This is a genomic window from Thalassospira povalilytica (assembly GCF_002844235.1).
Classification (GTDB): domain Bacteria; phylum Pseudomonadota; class Alphaproteobacteria; order Rhodospirillales; family Thalassospiraceae; genus Thalassospira; species Thalassospira povalilytica.
Genome location: NZ_PGTS01000001.1, coordinates 851,163 through 870,739 on the forward strand (window position 1 = coordinate 851,163; position 19,577 = coordinate 870,739).

Genomic DNA, 19,577 nt, shown 5'->3' on the forward strand with positions numbered 1-19,577 from the left:
GATTTGCCCAGGTAGCTCAGTTGGTAGAGCAGTGGACTGAAAATCCGCGTGTCGGTGGTTCGAGTCCGCCCCTGGGCACCACTTTCGGTAGCCAAAAAAACCCGGCCTTATGGCCGGGTTTTTTGTTTTCTAAAGCTCGATTCCCAGAAGTATTTCGACACCTTTCGCATCCTGACCCTTACCCATTAGCGATTTTGCGTTTTCCGGGTAAAAGTAGCCTCTTGCCGACTGACCATCATCGCAAAGCACCCACCAGCGCGCTTCGAACGGAGTTTCCGGGCTTTTTGCAGCGTAATGCCCCTTACATTGATTGGTATCAGACAGGGCCACATTGAATGCGCCCGCGACTTTGTTGTACTCGATGGTCAACTTTTGGCTGCCATAGAATGAACCCGGCCAGATAAGCGTCATTTCCGCTTGTCGCTGATTATCAAGCGGGTCGGAGTTGGCGGCGGTCTCGTAAACAGTCGGGCAGGAGATTATCGTGCTGCCCGGTTCGGCTGGGGAAGTTGGGTTGCTGTACTTTGAGAGCTGAAGAGAAGAAATAAAAGACTCCGTATCTAGTGCCGTATCACCACAATACTTCATCTCAACATATGTATCGATTGCACCTCTGTCGTTGTCAAAGGTGAGTTCTTTTTTTCCGCGAATACCAAACTTGGCGACCTGACATGATTCTCCGTCAGGTGTTACGAGGTTGCCAAAGTATCCTGCTTTGCTTCCTGTCTCGTTTTCCACATAGGTAACACCTTCCAGTTTGGTGTCCGGTTTTGCAGTTTTTAATATTTTGGATTCAAAAGCATCTCTGCTTTTTAACGATGAAATCGTCGCAGTACTGAACCAGCCTGTGGGGACGTGTTCGATATGAACTTGTCCCTGGCCACAAGCCAAGGTGATGTCTTCGTCCAGCACCTGCCCGTTGTTACGTGACCTTTGCTGAACGGCGCTTACAGGTACATTTAGGACAGTGAGGGCATTAAAACGCGCTTGTTCAGAACCAATATTTTTCCATTCGGAAAATGTGTTCTGCTGTGTGGTTTGACATCCGGAGAGAGCAAGTGAACATCCAGCAGCTATTGCGATTACTAAGTTTCTATTAACCATAAGAAATTCTGACACTTCTAAAATTGACGTGATGTTTGATGGTCGACGCCGTGTGCGATGATATTCATGGAATACTAATGAACACCTTATCGACAACACAGACTTTCATACAAACGCATACAATCACTAATTGCAATGTAGGTAATGTAAATATTGCTATGATCGCGCGAAGCGTAGCATCGGTTCATCGAGAGCGAGGCGAATTTAAGGAACTTCAAGTTCGTGTCTGATGGAGAAATTTACCCTCTTAGGCGCCGACGACCCTTACATATACAAAGCAGGAGAAGTGAACAGAATCGTCTTAACGACAGCTATGTTATTGGTGCGCCGAAGTTGGGTCGTGGCTCTGTTCTGACCGCCTCTATGCAGTGAACTGATAGAAATGAACCGAATTCCCCAAAATCCTTTTCAAATGAAAGCCACTCCATGTCCGAAAGTTTGTTCGGGGTTTTAGAGCTTGATTTTGTTGGTGTTTGCACCTTTTGTTGCGGAAATTTTACATTCCGGTACGCTTTGAAATCAGACGGCAGCAAAATGTTATCGGAGTTCGCGTAACGAACCGGTGGCTCCCGCGTCACCGAAAACTGGATGCCCAGGGGACAAACATGACTGAGAAGCAGATCGAGATCGAACTGAAACTTCGGATCGATCCGAAACACGTTGCGCGCCTTAAGAACGCGCCGGTCCTGCGCGAGGTCAAGGAAGGTCGGCGTCTGATGACGACGCATCTTGTCTCTATTTACCATGACACGCCCAAGCTTGCCCTTGCCAACAAGGGGCTTGCGATCCGCGTGCGCAAAAAAGGCACCAAAGGCTGGGAGCAAACGGTCAAGACGTCCAACGGCCTGCGTGAAGCACTGCCATCGCGTCATGAATGGACGGTGGAACTCGAAGACGGTGTGCTTGATCTTGATCTGTTTACCGATAAGGACGTCAAAAAACTTCTGAACAAGTTTGCCCGAAAAAAGAAGATCGACCGTATTTTCGAAAGCGACCTGAAACGAAGTGCCGTTGATTTGACCTATCGCGATGCCGTCATGGAACTGGCGATCGATCAGGGCGTGGTGCGATCAGGTGAAAAGGAAGTTCCGATTTCCGAGGTCGAGTTTGAACTTAAAAAAGGCCATCCGGCGGCACTTTTTGATCTCGCACTTGAACTGCAGCGCACGGTTCCGTTGTTGTTAAGCATGCGCTCCAAGGCATCGCGCGGGCGTGACCTTTATCTTGATCGGGGCCCCGGCGCGTACCGCGCGGCCCCGGTTGAACTGACCGATGACATGTCGGCTGAAACGGCATTTCGCACCATGCTGGGGCAGGGGCTTCGGATGATTCTCAGCAACGAGGTCTGTGTTCGTCAGGATCTTGATGTTGAAGGCTGCCATCAGATGCGCATCGGAATGCGTCGATTGCGGGTCGCACTGAACCTTTTCAAAAGAAACCTTCCGGCTGGCGAGGCCGTCTTGCTGCGCCGTTTGCTTAAATCATGCAGCAAGGGGCTCGATGGTTTGCGCGATTGGGATGTTTTCCTGGGCGAGACCCTGCCCCTGATCGAAGAACGTTTCCCCGATCACCAAGGCGTTGCCGAATTGCGCATCGCAGCCCAAAAACAGCGTGCCAAGGCATTGGACGCGGCCCGGGTGATGCTTGATGCGCCGGAATATGGTCAGCTTCTTTTGATCCTGGGGGCCTGGGCAAGTTATTCGCGCTGGGCATCAGGGGCCAGTGCCGAACAGATGAAGGCAATGGCATCCCCGGTCACTGATCTGGCAACACCGCTTCTTGATCGGGCCTATAAGCGGGTCACCAAGCGGGGCGAAAATGTCGCCGAACTCACTACGCCGCAACTTCATGCCTTGCGCCTTGATGTCAAACAGATGCGCTATGGGACCGAGTTTTTCGGGTCGGTCTATCCGGCCAAAAAGGTCAAAAAGTTCCGCTCCAGACTGACATCGATGCAGCAAATTCTGGGACAGCTTCAGGACGCCGCCGTTGCCGAGGCAAGGCTTTCGGCCCTGACGCCCGACCTGTCAGCTGACGGGCATGTTGCGGTCGGACTGGTGTCGGGGTGGTTTGGCGCACGCGTCGAACATGAACTTCCTGGCCTTGAAGAAGCCTGCAAGAACTTCACAGAACAAAAGTTGTTCTGGAAGTAAATGACCCGTTTGCTGCGGGGCGGGTGAAGCCGGGTGCCTAAGATGCCGCCTGCTTCATGTCCTGATAGGCGCTAAGGGCGCGTTCACGGCCTTCTTTGACGCCGATAACCGGTTCGGGGTAGTCGGTGCCCAAACGGACGCCAGCGGCCTTGAGGATCAAGGGTGATGCTTCCCACGGTTTGTGGATGTATTGTTCGGGCATGTCACGCAGTTCCGGAACCCATTGACGGACATAGTCACCGGCCGGATCAAACTTTTCACCCTGAAGTACCGGGTTGAAAATGCGGAAATACGGGGCCGCATCCGCCCCGCATCCACCAATCCATTGCCAGGAAAAGGCATTATTGGCCGGGCAGGCATCAACAAGCGTATCGTCAAACCATGCCAGCCCCGCGCGCCAATGAATCAGCAGATGCTTGACCAAAACCGAACCGACAATCATCCGGACCCGGTTATGCATATAGCCGGTGTGCCAAAGTTCGCGCATGCCGGCATCGACAATGGGAAAACCGGTTTGGCCTTTTTGCCAGCGTTCAAGGGCGTCCTGATCTTCTGACCATGGAAAATGCGCAAACTGCCCCTGCAACGGCACGGATCGCAGGTCTTTGGCATGAAACAGAATGTGATGGGCAAATTCGCGCCATCCCAGTTCGGACATGAATTTTGACGCAGTTTTCCCCTGTGCCGGATGGGCATCGGCATAGTGGTTCGCGCTATGCCACACCTGATAGGGGCTGATTTCGCCAAAACGTAAATGCGGGGAAAGCTCGGACGTTACCCGGCGGTCTGGCCGGTCGCGCAGATCGGCGTAATCAACCAGACGATCATCGATAAAATCAAACAGCTGGTCTTTTGCCCCTTGTTCACCCGGGGTGAAACGTTCGGCAAGGCCACCGGCCCAGTCAAACGGTTTGGGGCCAAGATCAAGGGCCGAAAGGCTTACTTCGTCACCAAGGTCAGCATCGCACAGCGCAATCGTGTCCGGGGCGGCAATTGGCGTACGGGGCGGTGGAAATTTCTGGCAGGCCCGCCAGAACGGGCTATAGACCTTGAAATCAGTGCCGTTACCGGTTTTGACTTCCCACGGTTCAAAAAGAAGATTGGCCTTGAAGCTTTCACATGTCAGGCCGCGATCAGACAATGCGGATTTGATGTCGGTATCGCGTTCTGTTGATGGTTTGTCATACAGACGGTTCCAAAACACCGCCTTGACGTTGCACGACCCGATGATGGTCTCAAGAACCCCATGCGCGTCACCGTGAAACAGACGCAAGGATGGGGTTTTGGTTGGTGACTTTGCCGCCAGGCCATCAATGCCTTGCGCAAGGGCAGACACGCTTTTTTCAAGCCACCAGCGCGTTGCCCCGCCAAGCTGACCGTCAATGACCGGATCAAGAATAAAAACCGGCAGCACCGCACCGTCATGCTCGGACGCCCACTTTACAGCCGCACGTAAGGCAGGATTGTCTGCCAGACGCAGATCGTTGCGAAACCACATGATGGCGATCGGGCGTTGGGTCATTGGTATTCCTGAAGTTTGTGGTCCTGCGGGGATTTCAAAGCCGGAGGGGAGAGAGTGTCGTGACTGTGACAGCGTATTGAGGGGATGTCACGCCACTCTCTCTGGCTCGGGGTACATCAAGCATTACGTTTCAGAATTTCGATCAGTTCACCGAAGCTGTCAGAAAGTTGGTTTTTATCCCAGCCGGCAAATCCAAGAACCAGCCCCTTGGGCAAGGTTTCTGCATTTTCGGGTGATTTGTCATGGTAATAGGATGAAAGAGCCCGGCAATCCAAACCGGCCTCGACCATTTTTTCCTGAATGAATATATCGTCATGGCCACCTGTCAGTCGGGCGCACAGGTGCAATCCGCCATCCGATGGCATTGCCGCAAGCAATCCTGACGCGCTGTTTGCAATCAGATCTTTGAGATGGGCGCGTCTTTCCCCGTATCGCATCCGCATTTTGCGGACATGACTGCCAAAATGTCCTTCGGCAAAGAATGTACCAAGGGCCGCCTGTGCCGTTGGTGCCGGAACACCGTCGGCAAAGCCGCGCATGCCACGAAAAGCCGGGATCAATGCCGGTGGCAGAACAAGATAGCCAAGCCGAATACCGGGAAACAGGACCCGTGAAAACGTCCCGACATAAATCACCCGATGATCGGTATCGAGCCCCTGAAGCGATGAAAGTGGCGGCCCGTCATAGCGGTAATCGCTGTCGTAATCGTCTTCAACAATCCAGGCGTCATGGGCCTGTGCCCATTGCAAAAGTGCCAGTCGCCGCGACAGCGACAATGTGGTGCCCAACGGGTAATTGCGCGACGGGGTGGTCACAATCACCCGGGACGGGGACGGCGTTTGGGATAACCGTGCAACACATAACCCTTCATCGTCGACCGTCACCGGATGCACAATGGCGCCACTTGATGCCAGAACTCCGCGAATGCCCTCATAACCGGGGTCCTCGGTTGCGATGATATCGCCCGGATCAACCAGGGCACGGGCAATCAGATCGAGTGCCTGCTGGGCACCGGAAACCACCATGACCTGATCGGCGTGGCAATTAACCCCGCGCGACTGGCGCAGCCATTTGGCAATTTCCGCCCGCAATTGCGGCAATCCCATCGGATCATCGGGAATGGTCAGGTCGATATTCGGCGCACGCCAGGCGCGGCGCAAAAGGCGCGCCCACATGTCAAACGGGAAACCGTCCAGATCCGGCGTTGCCGGGTTGAACGGGCGGGCAACGCGAAAACGCGGAAACCGTCGCTGATATGCCAGCATCCGTGATGCGCTTTGACTAAGATGCAATGCGCGCGCGTCCGATCCTCGCGACGGGGCCGTTCCGGTTTGTGACACGGTTTGCATGTCACGATCGGGGAGTGAGCGGGCAACAAAGCTTCCAGCACCAATACGGGTTTCAAGATATCCTTCCGATGTCAGCAAATCGAAACTGGTCACCACCGTATTGCGCGATATTCCCAGTGACTTTGCCAGATCACGACTTGCCGGAAGCCGTTCCCCGGGATGCAGCCGCCCGTCCAGAATGGCCGACCGGATGCCGTGATAAAGCCTGCGATAGGCCGTGGTTGCGCCGGGCTCATTGTCCCCGTCGATCTGGCTTGGGTAAATCCAGCTGTAATCACTGCGTGGCATCGGCGGTCCTGCGGGTTAAATTGGATCTATCATTTTTACTATAATGGACCTTTTTAAAAGTCCAATTCTAACGATGATGGCACCATTGATTGCCACCCGAATAAAAGAACGAGACCGCCATGGCTGATATGACCTTGCCCGAACAATATGAAGTCCATCCCCACACCAAAGTTGTCCGCGGACCCAAACGCGCGTCTTATGACCGTGAACTTGTGCACGGCATTATTGATGATGCGCTGATTTGTCATGTCGGCACGGTGGTCAATGGTCGTCCGGCCATGATCCCGACCGCGCATTGGCGTGTGGGTGAACGGATTTACATCCATGGTGCGTCAAAAAACCGCATTCTGGCGGCGATTGCCGATGGCGCAGAAGCCTGCCTGTGCATCACCCATCTTGATGGTCTGGTGATGGCGCGTTCTGCCTTTCATCATTCCGCCAATTACCGGTCGGTCATCATTTATGGCAAGGGCGCGGTTGTAACCGATGACGCCGACAAGATGGAACATTCGCGCCTGTTTGTCGAAAAGCTTGAACCGGGGCGCTGGGATAAAATCCGCCAGCCAAACAAACAGGAACTCAAAGCCACGATGTTCCTTGGATTTGATCTTGAACAGGTTTCGGCAAAGGTTCGCGCCGGCGATCCGGTCGATGATGACGACGATTATGACTGGCCGGTATGGGCCGGTATCCTGCCCAGTACGACCCACTGGGGCACCCCGATTGACGATACCCGCATCAAACCCGGGTTCGAGGGGCAGGGATATCTTCGGACATCTTCGTGATTAAATGAAAAAGGGCTGGCAATCATTTACCAGCCCTTCGTCTGTTCGGATAGCGATCTGTTTGATCAGCCTGCCATGGCAACCGCGATCTTTGCGCCCAGGCGCGCATTGTTGCGCACAAGGGCAATGTTGGCTTCAAGGCTTTTGCCTTCGGTCAGCTGCGTGACACGTGCCAACAGGAACGGGGTGGCATCACGTCCGTGAATGCCTTTTTTCTGCGCTTCGGCCAATGCATCATCAATCGCGCCTTCGATTGCTTCACGGGCCAGTGCCTTGTCGGCTTCTGGCGGGTTGCCAATCACAGCACCGCCTTCAAGACCGAATTCCCATTTCGATTTCAGGAACGCCGCCAAATCTTCCGGGCTATCAAGGCGAAGCGGTGCCTTGTGACCGCTTTCGACCGAATAGAATGCCGGGAATTCATCGGTGCCATAGGCAATAACCGGAACGCCAAGCGTTTCAAGATGCTCAAGCGTTTTGGGGATATCAAGGATCGCCTTGGCCCCAGCACAGACAACCGCAACACTGGTTTTGCCAAGTTCGGTCAGATCGGCCGATACATCGAAATTGCCGGCGAGATCACGATGAACACCACCGATGCCGCCAGTCGCAAAGACACGAATGCCGGCTTTTTCTGCCAGAATCATGGTTGCTGAAACCGTGGTCGCACCATCGCGTTTCTTGGCAATGCAATATGGAATATCGCGACGCGACAGCTTCAGAATATCCGTGCCCTTGGCAAAATATTCGAGTTCTTCGGGCGACAGGCCGATCTTGCAGCGACCGCCAATCACGGCGATGGTGGCAGGGATCGCACCGTTATCACGCACATCCTGTTCCACAGCCTGTGCTGTTTCAAGGTTCTGCGGATAAGGCATCCCGTGCGAAATGATGGTGGATTCAAGGGCCACAACCGGCTTGCCGCTTGCCAGGGCTTCTGCGACCTCGGGGGCGATATCGATATAGTCAGACATTCAATCTGCTCGTCTTGAAGTTAAAGTTTTAAAGGCCAGAATTAAACAGGTGGGCCTGATAAATCCAGCCCAAACCACGCCATCTGATCATGCATTGGGAATGGCTGCCTTGCGCGGGCAGGTATATCGTTGCCCCTGTTGCAACGGACTTGTGCCAGCGATCCGATTGTAAGCAACTGATTTGATGGATATCCTGAAACAATACCACGTTGTGAAAGTCCATCTGAAATGCATGCCAAGCTCACCCTGACGCGCGGACTTCTGACCTTCATGGCAGTCGGAAGTGGCCTGTCTGTCGCCAGCCTTTATTACGTGCAACCGCTTCTTGAATTGCTGGCCCGCGAATACGGGTTAAGTGAAACCAGCGCCGGACTTCTGGTGACGGTTGCGCAGCTTGGCTATCTGACTGGCTTGATTGCGGTTGTCCCGCTTGGTGATCATCACGAACGGCGCAAACTTTTGACGGTGACGTCGGCTCTTACGGCACTTGGATTGCTCGCCATGGGGTTGGCGCCATCGTTTCTGATGCTGGTGGCATTCAGTATTTCGGTCGGCATTACCTGTGTGACGGCGCAAATTCTGGTGCCGCTTGCCGCCCACCTTGCGGCCGATGACAAGCGCGGCTCGGCGGTGGGGGCTGTGATGAGCGGGCTTTTGCTGGGGATCTTGCTGGCGCGTACTTTTTCCGGTGTGATGGCCGAGCTCGCCGGTTGGCGATCGGTCTTTATTGTCGCATCTGTCCTGATGGCGTTCTATGCGGTTGCGTGCTATCGCATCATTCCCAATATTCCGCCGACCTCGCATACCAGCTATCGCGCACTTTATCTGTCGATCCTGCATCTGTTCAGGGATGAGGCGGTTCTGCGGCGGCGCAGCCTGATTGGCGGGTTGCAATATGCTGTCTTCGCGATTTTCTGGACGTCGATGGCCTTCATGCTGGTGCGCCAGTATGACATGTCCGAAGCCGTCATAGGGCTTTATGGACTGATCGGGGTGATCGGTATTCTTGCAGCGCGCATCGCTGGCCGTTTGGCTGACAAGGGCTGGGCACGACTTAGCACCGGCGGGTTCCTTTTGACCACCATATCAAGCTGGGTGTTGCTCTATTGGGGGCAATGGTCGCTGGTGGCCTTTGCCATCGGGGTGGTGTTGCTCGATCTTGGTATTCAGGGCACGCATATCTCAAACCAGAGCGAGGTGTATCGTCTGAGTGCCGAAGCCCGCAGCCGCCTGACAACAGGCTATATGGCCAGCTACTTCTTTGGTGGAGCCTGTGGATCGGCAAGCTCGGCTGTTGCTTATGGCATGGGGGGATGGCCCGCTGTGGTGGCCCTTGGATCAACCGTCTCGATCCTGTGTGCGATGATCTGGGCTGTGACCGAATTGCGCCTGCCGTTGCGACAGATGAAACACGGGGCCTGAACCCGGACAGGGCCCGTATAGGAAACGGTACGGCACACAAAGCAAAACGGCCGCCCCATCGGGACGGCCGTTTGCACAAGAATGATCTAAGCGATGCTTAGTTCTTTTCTTTGTCGACGAGCTGGTTTGCAGCAATCCACGGCATCATCGCGCGCAGTTTGGTACCAACTTCTTCAATTTCATGTTCGGCGTTCAGACGGCGGGTTGCCTTGAACATCGGCTGGCCGCAATGCATTTCCTGAACGAAGTCACGAACGAATTTGCCTTCCTGAATGTCAGCAAGAACTTCTTTCATGCGTTCTTTGACCGATGCGTCGATCACGCGCGGGCCGGTGACATAGTCGCCGTATTCTGCGGTGTTCGAGATCGAGTAACGCATGTTGGCCATGCCGCCTTCATACATCAGGTCAACGATCAGCTTAACTTCGTGCAGGCACTCGAAATATGCCATTTCCGGAGCATAACCAGCTTCGGTCAGGGTCTCGAAGCCGTATTTGATCAGCTGGGTCAGGCCGCCACACAGAACTGCCTGCTCGCCGAACAGGTCGGTTTCGCATTCTTCACGGAAGGTGGTTTCGATAACGCCGGAACGACCGCCACCGATTGCCGATGCATAGGACAGTGCAACTTCAAGCGCGTTGCCCGAAGCGTTCTGTTCGATAGCAACCAGGCACGGAACACCGCCGCCACGCTTGTATTCGGAACGAACGGTGTGACCCGGGCCTTTCGGCGCGATCATCATGACGTCAAGGTCAGCGCGCGGCTCGATCAGGCCGAAGTGAACGTTCAGACCGTGTGCGAACAGAAGTGCGGCACCCTGTTTAAGGTTGTCACGCAGTTCGTTTGCATAGATCGCTGCCTGGTGTTCGTCCGGGGTCAGGATCATGACAACGTCTGCCCATGCGGCTGCTTCGGCCGGGGTCATGGTTTTCAGACCGGCAGCTTCGGCTTTCTTGCGCGAGCTCGAGCCTTCACGAAGGCCAACAACAACTTCTTTAACGCCGGAGTCATGCAGGTTCAGTGCATGGGCATGGCCCTGCGAACCGTAACCGATGATGGCAACTTTTTTGGTCTTGATCAGATTAACATCTGCATCGCGGTCGTAATAAACACGCATCTTTCGATACCTCTGGACGTTGGACCACGCTTATGTCTGTGCGTGGTGGATGGTAATAATGATTTCGGGAACATATCCCGATGCCTTGCCCGGTGCGGATCACCAGGCAGGGCAAACTCACATCGTTAGTGTGCCGCGCGAAATCGCAGCCACACCGGTACGCGAAATTTCCGAAAGCCCCAGTGGCGCCATCAATTTGATGAAGGCATCAATCTTTTCGGGGCTGCCGATGATTTCATAAACGAAGGAATTATTGGTCGCATCGACTGCGCGGGCCTTGAAGATGTCGGCAATACGCAGGGATTCAACACGCTGTTCACCCGTGGCGATCACTTTGACCAGTGCCAGTTCACGTTCGACACTCGGCCCGGCAAGTGTCAGGTCACTGACCTTGTGAACCGGGACAAGACGCGAAAGCTGTGCCTTGATCTGTTCGATTACCATGGGCGTGCCCGAGGTAACCACAGTGATGCGCGACTGGTGGGCATCGGCGTCGACTTCGGCAACGGTCAGGCTTTCAATGTTATAGCCACGACCGGAAAACAGGCCGATCACACGGGCCAGAACGCCTGATTCGTTGTCCACCAGAACGGATATGGTGTGTTTCGAGATTTCGGTTTCTTTCACGGTTTCGCTCCGTAAGTACTCGGCCAGGAGGCACATTTAGGCATCTTTGTGCCGCCCGCGCCGGCCTTTTAATTATGGTTTGATGAGTTCGTCTCGCACATTGGTTGGTGCGGATCAGACCAGAACCATCCCTTCGTCGGAATCAATGGCTTCGTTGCCGTCGGTTTCCTGCCCAAGCAGCATTTCATTATGCGGCTTGCCCGATGGAATCATCGGATAGCAGTTTTCCTTGTCATCCACGGCAACATCCAGAATCACCGGACCATCAATCTCGAGCATCTTCTTGATGGCATCATCAAGATCGGCCGGATTGTTACAGGTCAGACCGGTAAAGCCGAATGCCTCGGACAGTTTGACGAAGTCAGGCAGGGTCTCGCTATAGCTTTCGGAATAGCGCGAACCGTGCAGAAGCTGCTGCCACTGACGAACCATGCCCATGTAACGGTTATTCAGGATCACGGTTTTGATCGGCAGACGATACTGCGTCATCGTCGCGCATTCCTGAATGTTCATCATGATGGACGCATCACCGGTAAAGCACACAACCGTCGCATCGGGATGGGCAACCTGAACGCCAAGGGCGGCCGGCATGCCATAGCCCATGGTGCCAAGACCACCGGACGTCATCCATTCATAGGGGTGTTCGAACCCGAAATGCTGGGCTGCCCACATCTGGTGCTGGCCAACATCGGTGGTGATATAGGTCTTGCGATCACGGGTAAGCGCATGAACACGACGGATAACGTGCTGCGGCTTGATAACGTCTTTGGGCTGCTTATAGGACAGGCAGTGTTTGCCACGCCATCCTTCGATTTGATCCCACCAGCTATCAAGTGCGGTCGCATCGATCTTGTACTGTTTGGCTTTCCAGATCTTGATCATGTCTTCAAGAACATGACCGACATCACCAACAATCCCGATATCGACCGGAACGTTTTTGTTGATCGAGCTTTGATCAATATCGATCTGGATTTTCTGCGAATTCGGGGCAAAGAAATCAAGGTTGCCGGTCACGCGGTCATCGAAACGCGCGCCAATCGCGACCATAACGTCGCAATCATGCATCGACATGTTCGATTCATAGGTGCCGTGCATCCCGACCATGCCAAGATACTGCTTGTCCGATGCCGGATAGGCGCCAAGCCCCATCAGGGTCAGCGTGATCGGCGCACCGGTCATGCGGGTGAATTCGGTCAGAAGCTTGCAAGCCTGGGTGCCGGAATTGATGACACCGCCGCCGCAATACAGGATCGGCTTTTTCGCCGATGCCAGCATCTCGAGCGCTTCTTCGATCTGGCTGCGTTCGCCTTTGACGACCGGGTTATAAGTGCGATGCTGAACCTGGGCCGGCTCCATATAGGGGGCCTTGCCAACAAGGATGTCCTTGGGAAGGTCGATCACAACCGGACCCGGGCGGCCGCTTGATGCAACGTGGAAGGCTTCGTGCATGGTGCGTGCAAGACGATCCGGATTTTTCACCAGATAGTTATGCTTGGTGCACGGGCGGGTAATGCCGGTGGTGTCGGCTTCCTGGAAGGCATCATTCCCGATCAGATGGGTCGGGACCTGGCCGGTCAGGCAGACAACTGGAATAGAATCCATCAACGCGTCGGTAAGGCCCGTAACAGCATTTGTCGCACCCGGTCCCGAGGTCACCAGCACAACGCCGACCTTGCCGGTCGAACGGGCGTAACCCTCAGCAGCGTGGACAGCAGCCTGTTCATGGCGCACTAGAACGTGACGAATCCGGTTTTGTTTAAATATCTCGTCATATAGCGGTAGGACAGCGCCGCCAGGATAGCCGAACACGACTTCCACACCCTGATCAGCAAGGGCCTGCAACACTACTTCCGAACCGCTTAAAATACGTTCTGCCATGATTTTCGAGCCTCTTTACTTAACGACAACAACGTGTCGCGTGATAACCGCGTGATTGAAACATGATCCAATTATCCTCAAATTGGAGTTGAAAAATCCGCCGAAACGGCGGTTTTCCGCCATTTCGGCGGGGGAAGCGCCAACCTATCGCCTCACTTTGGCGTGGTCAACAGAAATTGGTTAATATCATGACGCATTTTTGCTGCCAAACTTTCCGAATATTGCGCGTCGATGATTTCCTTGTCGCTCATCTGGTGGCGAAACCACGTCAATTGGCGCTTTGCGTAACGTCGGGTTTCGCGTTGTGATTTTTCCCGGGCGGCGGGCAAATCGATCTCGCCGGCAAGGTATGCGCCAAGCTCGCGCACGCCCACGGCCTTCATGACCGGCGCCGTGTCAGGAAGCCCAAGCGCAATCAAATCGCGGACTTCATCGATCGCGCCCTGTTCAAGCATAAGGTCAAAACGGCGATTGCAGCGGTCATAAAGAATATCGCGCGGCGGCATGTAACAAAGTTTTTTGAACTTCATATTGGCGGGCGGGGGAACCATCGGTTCCTTGTGCCAGGAAGCCAACCCGCGACCGGTATGGGCAAAAACTTCGGCAGCGCGAATCATCCGTTGCGTATTGGTGCCATCGAGTGTTGCCGCGGTCTCAGGATCGTTCTTTTTAAGCTTTTCAAAGAAGGCGGCATGGCCAATATCCTCGAGTTCGGCGGTCACACTGTCGCGAATCCGGCTCGGAACATCGGGAATGGGGGCGATTCCCTCGGTCAGGGCATTCAGATACATGCCCGTTCCGCCCGTTATGATCGGCAATTTTCCCTGCGCGTGGCAGTCATTGATTTCGGCCATCGCCATGTCGCGCCACTTGCCGGCCGAACAGGCCTCGCGTCCGGACAGCACACCATAAAGCCGGTGTGGTGCACGCGACGTCTCACTTTCATCGGGGCGGGCACTCAGGACACGGAGTTCGGAATAGACCTGCATGCTGTCGGCATTGATCACCACCCCGTCAAACGCTTCGGCCATATCAAGCGCAAGTGCGGATTTGCCGCTGGCAGTCGGGCCAGCAACGATCAGGACCGGGGCAAAAGACAAATTGGCATTCACAGCCGACATAAAAGGCACTTCCAAATTCAAACACGTGTCAAAGGCCGGTCAGTCTATTGACTTCGATGCCAAAGGCATAGCGATTTGGGACAATAACCGGCTGCAAAAAACACGTAAGCATGTCGCCGATCATCAAAGTTCTCTTGCCACAGTCGGGCGCAATTCGGATAAAGGCGACAAATCTGTTTTATGCCTTTTCCGCCAAGGAGCCCGCAGACCATGAAATTGGTACTGACCCTGATTGCCGCCCCCAATTCAAATGCGCTGACCAAAAACGTGATTGATCAGGCCGCAATCGCCTTGACCGGTGCCGGTGCGCTGGTCGGGGATGTTACCTGGCTGGCGGATGGCGAGGCATGCGATCTGATTTTTGATGGCATTCCACTTGATGTGGCCGATACCAGCCTCGCCGAGGCGGAGCTTGGCGTGGACGCCGTCACCCAGAAAATCGCCACCCGGCGCAAGAAGCTGCTGATTGCCGATATGGACAGCACCATGGTCACCGGGGAAACCCTTGACGAACTGGCCGAGTTTGCCGGTGTAAAGGAACGTGTTGCCGCGATCACCGCGCGCGCGATGAACGGGGAACTTGATTTCGAAGCCGCCCTTGATGAACGTGTCGGCCTGCTTGAAGGCATGTCGACCGACATGCTGCAAGAAGCGTGGAAAACCGTGGAATATACCGGTGGGGCCAAGACCCTTGTTGCAACCATGAAGGCCAACGGGGCGTTTGCGGCACTGGTATCGGGCGGATTTGATTTCTTTACCGGTGCGGTTCGCGCCGAGCTTGGTTTTGACTATGATCAGGCCAATGTCCTGATCGAAAGTGATGGCAAACTGACCGGCAAGGTTCAAAAACCGGTTCTGGACCGTCAGGCCAAGGTCGATGCCCTTGAAACCCTTTCAGCCCAGCAGGGCATTACGGTCGATGATGCAATTGCGGTTGGCGATGGCGCCAATGATCTTCAGATGATCTCGCTTGCCGGGACCGGTGTTGCCTTCCACGCCAAACCGTCGGTGCAGGAACAGGCACGCATTTGCATCAATCATGGTGATCTGACGGCGTTGCTTTATCTGCAAGGTTACAGCAAGGCCGATTTCGTTTCCTGATATCGGACACTATATCGTACACACCCCAAAGAAAAAGGGCGGCCTGCCAAGCAGGTCGCCCTTTTTTCGTATCATCGTGTTCGGGATGCTTATTCAGCAACCGAAAGTGTGAGGCCGAAGTAACGCGGACCGGCCGAGGTTTCGATCAACATCAGGATGGTGCGTTTGTCATCATCGACCGCGGCTTTGACGGCCTTGGTGACGTCTTCGACAGTTGTGACCGAGCTGTGCGAGGCCTCGATGATGATATCACCGGGACGAACGCCTTTTTCAGCCGCATAGCTGTCACCCGAAACATCGGTGACAATCACGCCTTCGGTACCTTCGGCAAGATTGTAACGCTGACGAAGTGCGTCATCGACATTGGCGACCTTGATGCCCAGTTCGGCAATGCTGGCTTCGGCGATTGCCGGGGCTTCATCGCCTTCGGACGGGCTTGCGCTTGCGGCAATCACTTCTTCTTCAAGTTCGCCAAGCTCGACCTGTACGGTCTGTTTCTTGCCATCGCGCCAGATCACGACATCGACATCCTTGCCGATTTTGGTTTCGGCAACGATACGCGGCAGGCGACGCATGGACTCGACATCCTTGCCATCAAATTTCAGGATGACGTCACCCTGTTTGATGCCGGCTTTCTTGGCCGGGCTGTCGTCAGAAACGCCGGCAACCATTGCGCCGGTCGCGCTATCAAGGCCAACCGAGTCCGCAATATCGTCGGTCACGGTCTGGATGTGAACACCAAGCCAGCCCCGACGGGTACGGCCATATTCCTTAAGCTGATCAACAACACCCTGTGCAATGGCCGACGGAATGGCAAAGCCGATGCCAACCGAACCACCGGACGGAGAATAGATTGCGCTGTTAATACCGATCACGTCGCCATCTAGGTTGAACAACGGCCCGCCAGAGTTCCCGCGGTTGATCGAGGCATCGGTCTGGATGAAGTCATCATACGGACCCTGGTTGATGTCGCGGTTACGGGCGGAGATGATGCCGGCCGTTACTGTGCCGCCAAGACCGAACGGGTTGCCGATCGCCATTGCCCAGTCACCGATACGCGACGCGTCCGAGTCTCCCCATTTTACAAATGGCAGGTCATCCTTCGGTTCGACTTTCAAAAGGGCGACGTCGGTTTTCGGATCGCGACCGATCAGTTCGGCATCAAGGGTTTCACCATCATGAAGACGGACGCTGATTTCATCGGCACCATCAATAACGTGATTGTTGGTCACAATGTAACCGTCAGCCGAGATGATAAAGCCCGAACCAAGTGCCGTTGCGCGGCGCTTTTGCGGGGCCTGACCACCTTGGCCACCCTGGCCATTGCGATCCATGAAGTCACGGAAAAGGTCTTCGAACGGCGAACCCGGTGGGAACTGGAAATCCGGTCCCTGGCGTTCAGCGACCATCTGGCTGGTAGATATATTCACGACACTCGGCAGAAGCTTTTCGGCCAAGTCTGCGAAACTCTCAGGAGCGGGGCGGGCATTCGCGATATGCGAAACACTGGTCACGCCAAGGAGAACAATCACCAGTGCAGCGCTAACCTTCGACCGCACCGGGTTGTAAAATGCTTTTAGCATGTGTCTGATCCTGTTCGTTGCCGCGTTCACGGTATTTGTAATTCTGTTTTGCAGCGCGCGATGGGGCGTTTATTTTACCCGTCGCTTAAGTAACCAAATTAACCCCGACTTTGGCAGAATTTGGGCGGCTCTTGGAAAAATCAAGGAATTCTCGGCACAAAGTCGTGACGTTCCTGTCATATCTGGCGGTTTTCGGGGCCTAGAGCCAAACACGTACCGCCCAGATTGCGCCAATGGCAACGACCGCTGCAATCAGTCCACCGATGCGCAATTGTGACTCAGGGATTTCCTGAACCAGTTCCAGCACCCTTTTCGCGCCGCCGGGAAACAGCGAATAAAACATGCCCTCCAGCGCGATGGCCAGAAGTATGGCTGTAGCAAGTTCCTTCATGGGCGTGGACGTTCCGGCGGTTTTTAAAGCCTGCCTTACGCAATGCGCCAGCAGGACTTGATTATGAAAACAAAAAGGGCGACCTGATGCCAGTATCAGGTCGCCCTAGTGTTTTGTCTAGCGGCTTGTGCTTGGAGCCGACTGATTAAAGTATTGGAAAAACTCGCTGTCTGGTGAAAGCACCATGGTCGAGCCATTCGAAAGCGCCGTTTTGTAGGCTTCCAGCGAACGGTAGAATTCGAAGAATTTCGCATCCTGACCGTAAGCTTTACCCAAAATAACGTTCCGCTGTGCATCACCTTCACCCCGCAGGACTTCTGCCTGGCGGTTGGCTTCGGCGATGATGCCAATACGTTCACGATCGGCTTCTGCCTGGATTTTCGCCTTGAGCTCTTCACCCTCTGCGCGAAGCTGTGCGGCTTCGGCGATACGCGAAGAACGCATACGGTTATATACCGCCTGCGACGTTTCCTGCGGAAGGTCGGTACGACCGATACGAACATCAATCAGTTCGACACCGAATTCCTTGGCCGGATCAACCAGGGTCGCCTGGATCTTTTCCATGATCTGTGCGCGGTTGTCCGACAGCATTGCAACAAGCGGGGCCTGCGCAAGTTCACCACGGATGACCGAGTTCAGACGCTGACCAAACAGCTGCACAAAGTTGGCAGAATTGGTGGCACGCTGACGGAAGGTCAGGGGATCGATAATTCTCCAGCGGGCAAAGCTGTCAACATTGACACGCTTCTGGTCCGACAGAAGAACCTGCTGTACCGGCGGATCGAGTTCAAGAATACGACGCTCGTAATATTCGACGTTCTGGATCGGCAGTTTGAAATGCAGACCCGGTTCGGAAACCGCATGAACGGGATTACCGAACTGAAGAACAAGTGCCTGCTGGTCCTGACGAACCGTAAAGACACACATCGAACCAACCACAGCGGCAATTACAAGGACGACGCCAGCGGCAATAAGTTTAGGACTTGCCATTAGTTGTTGCCTCCTGCATTCGCACGTTTCTGAACTTCCGGCAGCGGCAGATACGGGACAACGCCGTTTCCATCGCCTTTCTGATCAAGAATGATCTTTTCGGATTTGTTCAGGATGTCCTGCATGGTTTCAAGATACAGGCGACGTGTGGTCACGTCCTGCGCGGTCAGATAGGAATTATAGACCGAGGTAAAGCGTTCCGCTTCACCTTCTGCTTCCTTGGTCACGCGGTCCTTATAGGCGCGCGCCTGAAGAACCTGACGTTCTGCTTCACCCTTTGCACGCGGGATGATGTCGTTGCGATAGGCCAGTGCCTCGTTCTGGGAACGGTCACGGTCCTGACGGGCACGCTGCACGTCGTTGAACGCATCGATAACATCACGCGGCGGATCCACTTTCTGCATCTTCACTTCTGCAATGAAGATACCGGAATCATAACCGTCCATGATTTTCTGAAGCAGGGTACGGGTCTGTTCCTCAACCCGGACACGGCCAACAGTCAGGGCCTCTTCCAGATTGGTTTTCCCGATCACTTCACGCATCGCACTTTCGGATGCCAGCTTGATGGTGTTTTCCGGATCGCGAACATTGAACAGATATGCGCCCGCGTCGCTGATGCGCCACTGAACAACATAATCAATGTCGATGATGTTCTGATCACCGGTCAGCATCAGGCTTTCTTCCGGAACGTCACGCGAACCGTTCGATGCCACCGTGCCTGCACCGCGATAGCCAACCTCGATCTGGTTGGTACGTTCGACATTCGGCTTGATGACTTCGCCGATCGGGGCGGGCAGGAAGTAGTTCAGACCAGGGCCCGTGGTGCCGACCCATTTGCCAAACAGAAGTGTCACACCCTGTTCGCCCGGCTGCACACGATAGAAGCCGGTCAAAAGCCACAACCCGATGACTGCGATACCGATCAGGACAAAGCCCTTGTAACCGCCACCACCGGGGAACAGCCGTTTCAGGCGTTCCTGGCCTTTACGAATCATTTCATCAAAATCAGGGGGCGTATTTCCGCCGCCGCCACCACCCTGGGGACGCTGTCCCCACGGATTCTGGCCGCCGCCGTTATTTCCGCCGCCACCCCAGGGGCCGCCGCCCCCTTGTGAATTCCAAGGCATCGAGTGTTTTCCTCTTCTTGCCGTTCGGTGTTTATCTTTGTTTAC

At 54.6% G+C, this 19,577-nt stretch carries 16 protein-coding genes and 1 tRNA gene; 5 read left to right on the top strand and 12 right to left on the bottom strand.

Annotation, left to right across the window (positions count from 1 at the left end; genetic code table 11):
* Positions 1–5 precede the first annotated feature (5 nt).
* Positions 6–81, top strand: a tRNA-Phe gene (locus tag CU041_RS03660).
* 48 nt (positions 82–129) lie between these two features.
* Here CU041_RS03660 and CU041_RS03665 read toward each other — a convergent pair.
* On the bottom strand, positions 130–1,104 hold the full coding sequence (locus CU041_RS03665; protein ID WP_101245773.1) for a hypothetical protein: 975 nt from the start codon (positions 1,102–1,104) through the stop codon (positions 130–132).
* Between the two features lie 605 nt (positions 1,105–1,709).
* On the opposite strand from CU041_RS03665, the gene CU041_RS03670 reads away from it, so the two are divergent.
* Positions 1,710–3,257 (top strand): CYTH and CHAD domain-containing protein, encoded by a 1,548-nt coding sequence (locus CU041_RS03670; protein ID WP_101245774.1) that lies wholly within the window; start codon positions 1,710–1,712, stop codon positions 3,255–3,257.
* A 37-nt stretch (positions 3,258–3,294) separates the two neighbouring features.
* Here the strand turns inward: CU041_RS03670 and CU041_RS03675 are convergent, their stop codons facing one another.
* Together CU041_RS03675 and pdxR are read right to left on the bottom strand one after the other, a co-directional pair.
* Positions 3,295–4,779 carry a cryptochrome/photolyase family protein gene (locus CU041_RS03675; RefSeq protein ID WP_101245775.1) on the bottom strand — a complete coding sequence of 495 codons (1,485 nt, stop codon included), beginning with the start codon at positions 4,777–4,779 and terminating at the stop codon, positions 3,295–3,297.
* Positions 4,780–4,895: 116 nt separating this feature from the next.
* The gene (pdxR, locus tag CU041_RS03680; protein WP_101245776.1) at positions 4,896–6,416 is read right to left on the bottom strand and encodes a MocR-like pyridoxine biosynthesis transcription factor PdxR; all 1,521 of its coding nucleotides are present in this window, start codon (positions 6,414–6,416) and stop codon (positions 4,896–4,898) included.
* 119 nt (positions 6,417–6,535) lie between these two features.
* Between pdxR and CU041_RS03685 the strand changes: the two genes are divergently transcribed.
* A complete protein-coding gene (locus tag CU041_RS03685) occupies positions 6,536–7,201 on the top strand; it encodes a pyridoxamine 5'-phosphate oxidase family protein (protein ID WP_101245777.1) in 666 nt (221 codons plus the stop codon).
* A 65-nt stretch (positions 7,202–7,266) separates the two neighbouring features.
* Here the strand turns inward: CU041_RS03685 and CU041_RS03690 are convergent, their stop codons facing one another.
* Positions 7,267–8,175 (bottom strand): pseudouridine-5'-phosphate glycosidase, encoded by a 909-nt coding sequence (locus CU041_RS03690; RefSeq protein WP_101245778.1) that lies wholly within the window; start codon positions 8,173–8,175, stop codon positions 7,267–7,269.
* A 228-nt stretch (positions 8,176–8,403) separates the two neighbouring features.
* On the opposite strand from CU041_RS03690, the gene CU041_RS03695 reads away from it, so the two are divergent.
* Entirely contained in the window at positions 8,404–9,597 is a 1,194-nt protein-coding gene (locus CU041_RS03695; protein ID WP_212733761.1) for an MFS transporter, read from the top strand.
* A 97-nt stretch (positions 9,598–9,694) separates the two neighbouring features.
* On the opposite strand, the gene ilvC is transcribed toward CU041_RS03695, so the two are convergent.
* From ilvC to miaA, 4 genes are all read right to left on the bottom strand, one after another.
* A complete protein-coding gene (gene ilvC / locus CU041_RS03700; RefSeq protein ID WP_068519609.1) occupies positions 9,695–10,714 on the bottom strand; it encodes a ketol-acid reductoisomerase in 1,020 nt (339 codons plus the stop codon).
* A gap of 117 nt (positions 10,715–10,831) precedes the next feature.
* Positions 10,832–11,341: an acetolactate synthase small subunit gene (gene ilvN, locus CU041_RS03705; protein ID WP_369813528.1), complete on the bottom strand. Its 510-nt coding sequence runs from the start codon at positions 11,339–11,341 to the stop codon at positions 10,832–10,834.
* A gap of 114 nt (positions 11,342–11,455) precedes the next feature.
* Positions 11,456–13,219, bottom strand: a complete 1,764-nt coding sequence (locus CU041_RS03710; protein WP_101245779.1) for an acetolactate synthase 3 large subunit — start codon at positions 13,217–13,219, stop codon at positions 11,456–11,458.
* A 152-nt stretch (positions 13,220–13,371) separates the two neighbouring features.
* Positions 13,372–14,340 (bottom strand): tRNA (adenosine(37)-N6)-dimethylallyltransferase MiaA, encoded by a 969-nt coding sequence (gene miaA / locus CU041_RS03715; protein ID WP_101245780.1) that lies wholly within the window; start codon positions 14,338–14,340, stop codon positions 13,372–13,374.
* A gap of 210 nt (positions 14,341–14,550) precedes the next feature.
* Between miaA and serB the strand changes: the two genes are divergently transcribed.
* Complete coding sequence (gene serB, locus CU041_RS03720) at positions 14,551–15,441, top strand: phosphoserine phosphatase SerB (RefSeq protein ID WP_101245781.1); 891 nt, start codon at positions 14,551–14,553, stop codon at positions 15,439–15,441.
* A gap of 89 nt (positions 15,442–15,530) precedes the next feature.
* On the opposite strand, the gene CU041_RS03725 is transcribed toward serB, so the two are convergent.
* The 4 genes from CU041_RS03725 to hflK all read right to left on the bottom strand — a co-directional run bounded on the left by CU041_RS03725 (position 15,531) and on the right by hflK (position 19,532).
* Positions 15,531–17,024, bottom strand: a complete 1,494-nt coding sequence (locus CU041_RS03725) for a DegQ family serine endoprotease (RefSeq protein WP_068519614.1) — start codon at positions 17,022–17,024, stop codon at positions 15,531–15,533.
* Positions 17,025–17,223: 199 nt separating this feature from the next.
* Positions 17,224–17,415, bottom strand: a complete 192-nt coding sequence (locus tag CU041_RS03730; RefSeq protein ID WP_068519615.1) for a DUF2065 domain-containing protein — start codon at positions 17,413–17,415, stop codon at positions 17,224–17,226.
* Between the two features lie 117 nt (positions 17,416–17,532).
* The gene (gene hflC / locus CU041_RS03735) at positions 17,533–18,405 is read right to left on the bottom strand and encodes a protease modulator HflC (protein ID WP_068519616.1); all 873 of its coding nucleotides are present in this window, start codon (positions 18,403–18,405) and stop codon (positions 17,533–17,535) included.
* Positions 18,405–19,532, bottom strand: coding sequence for an FtsH protease activity modulator HflK (gene hflK, locus CU041_RS03740; RefSeq protein WP_068519617.1), 1,128 nt, complete (start codon positions 19,530–19,532; stop codon positions 18,405–18,407). The genes hflC and hflK overlap by 1 nt, the downstream gene beginning before the upstream one ends.
* Positions 19,533–19,577: the final 45 nt, after the last annotated feature.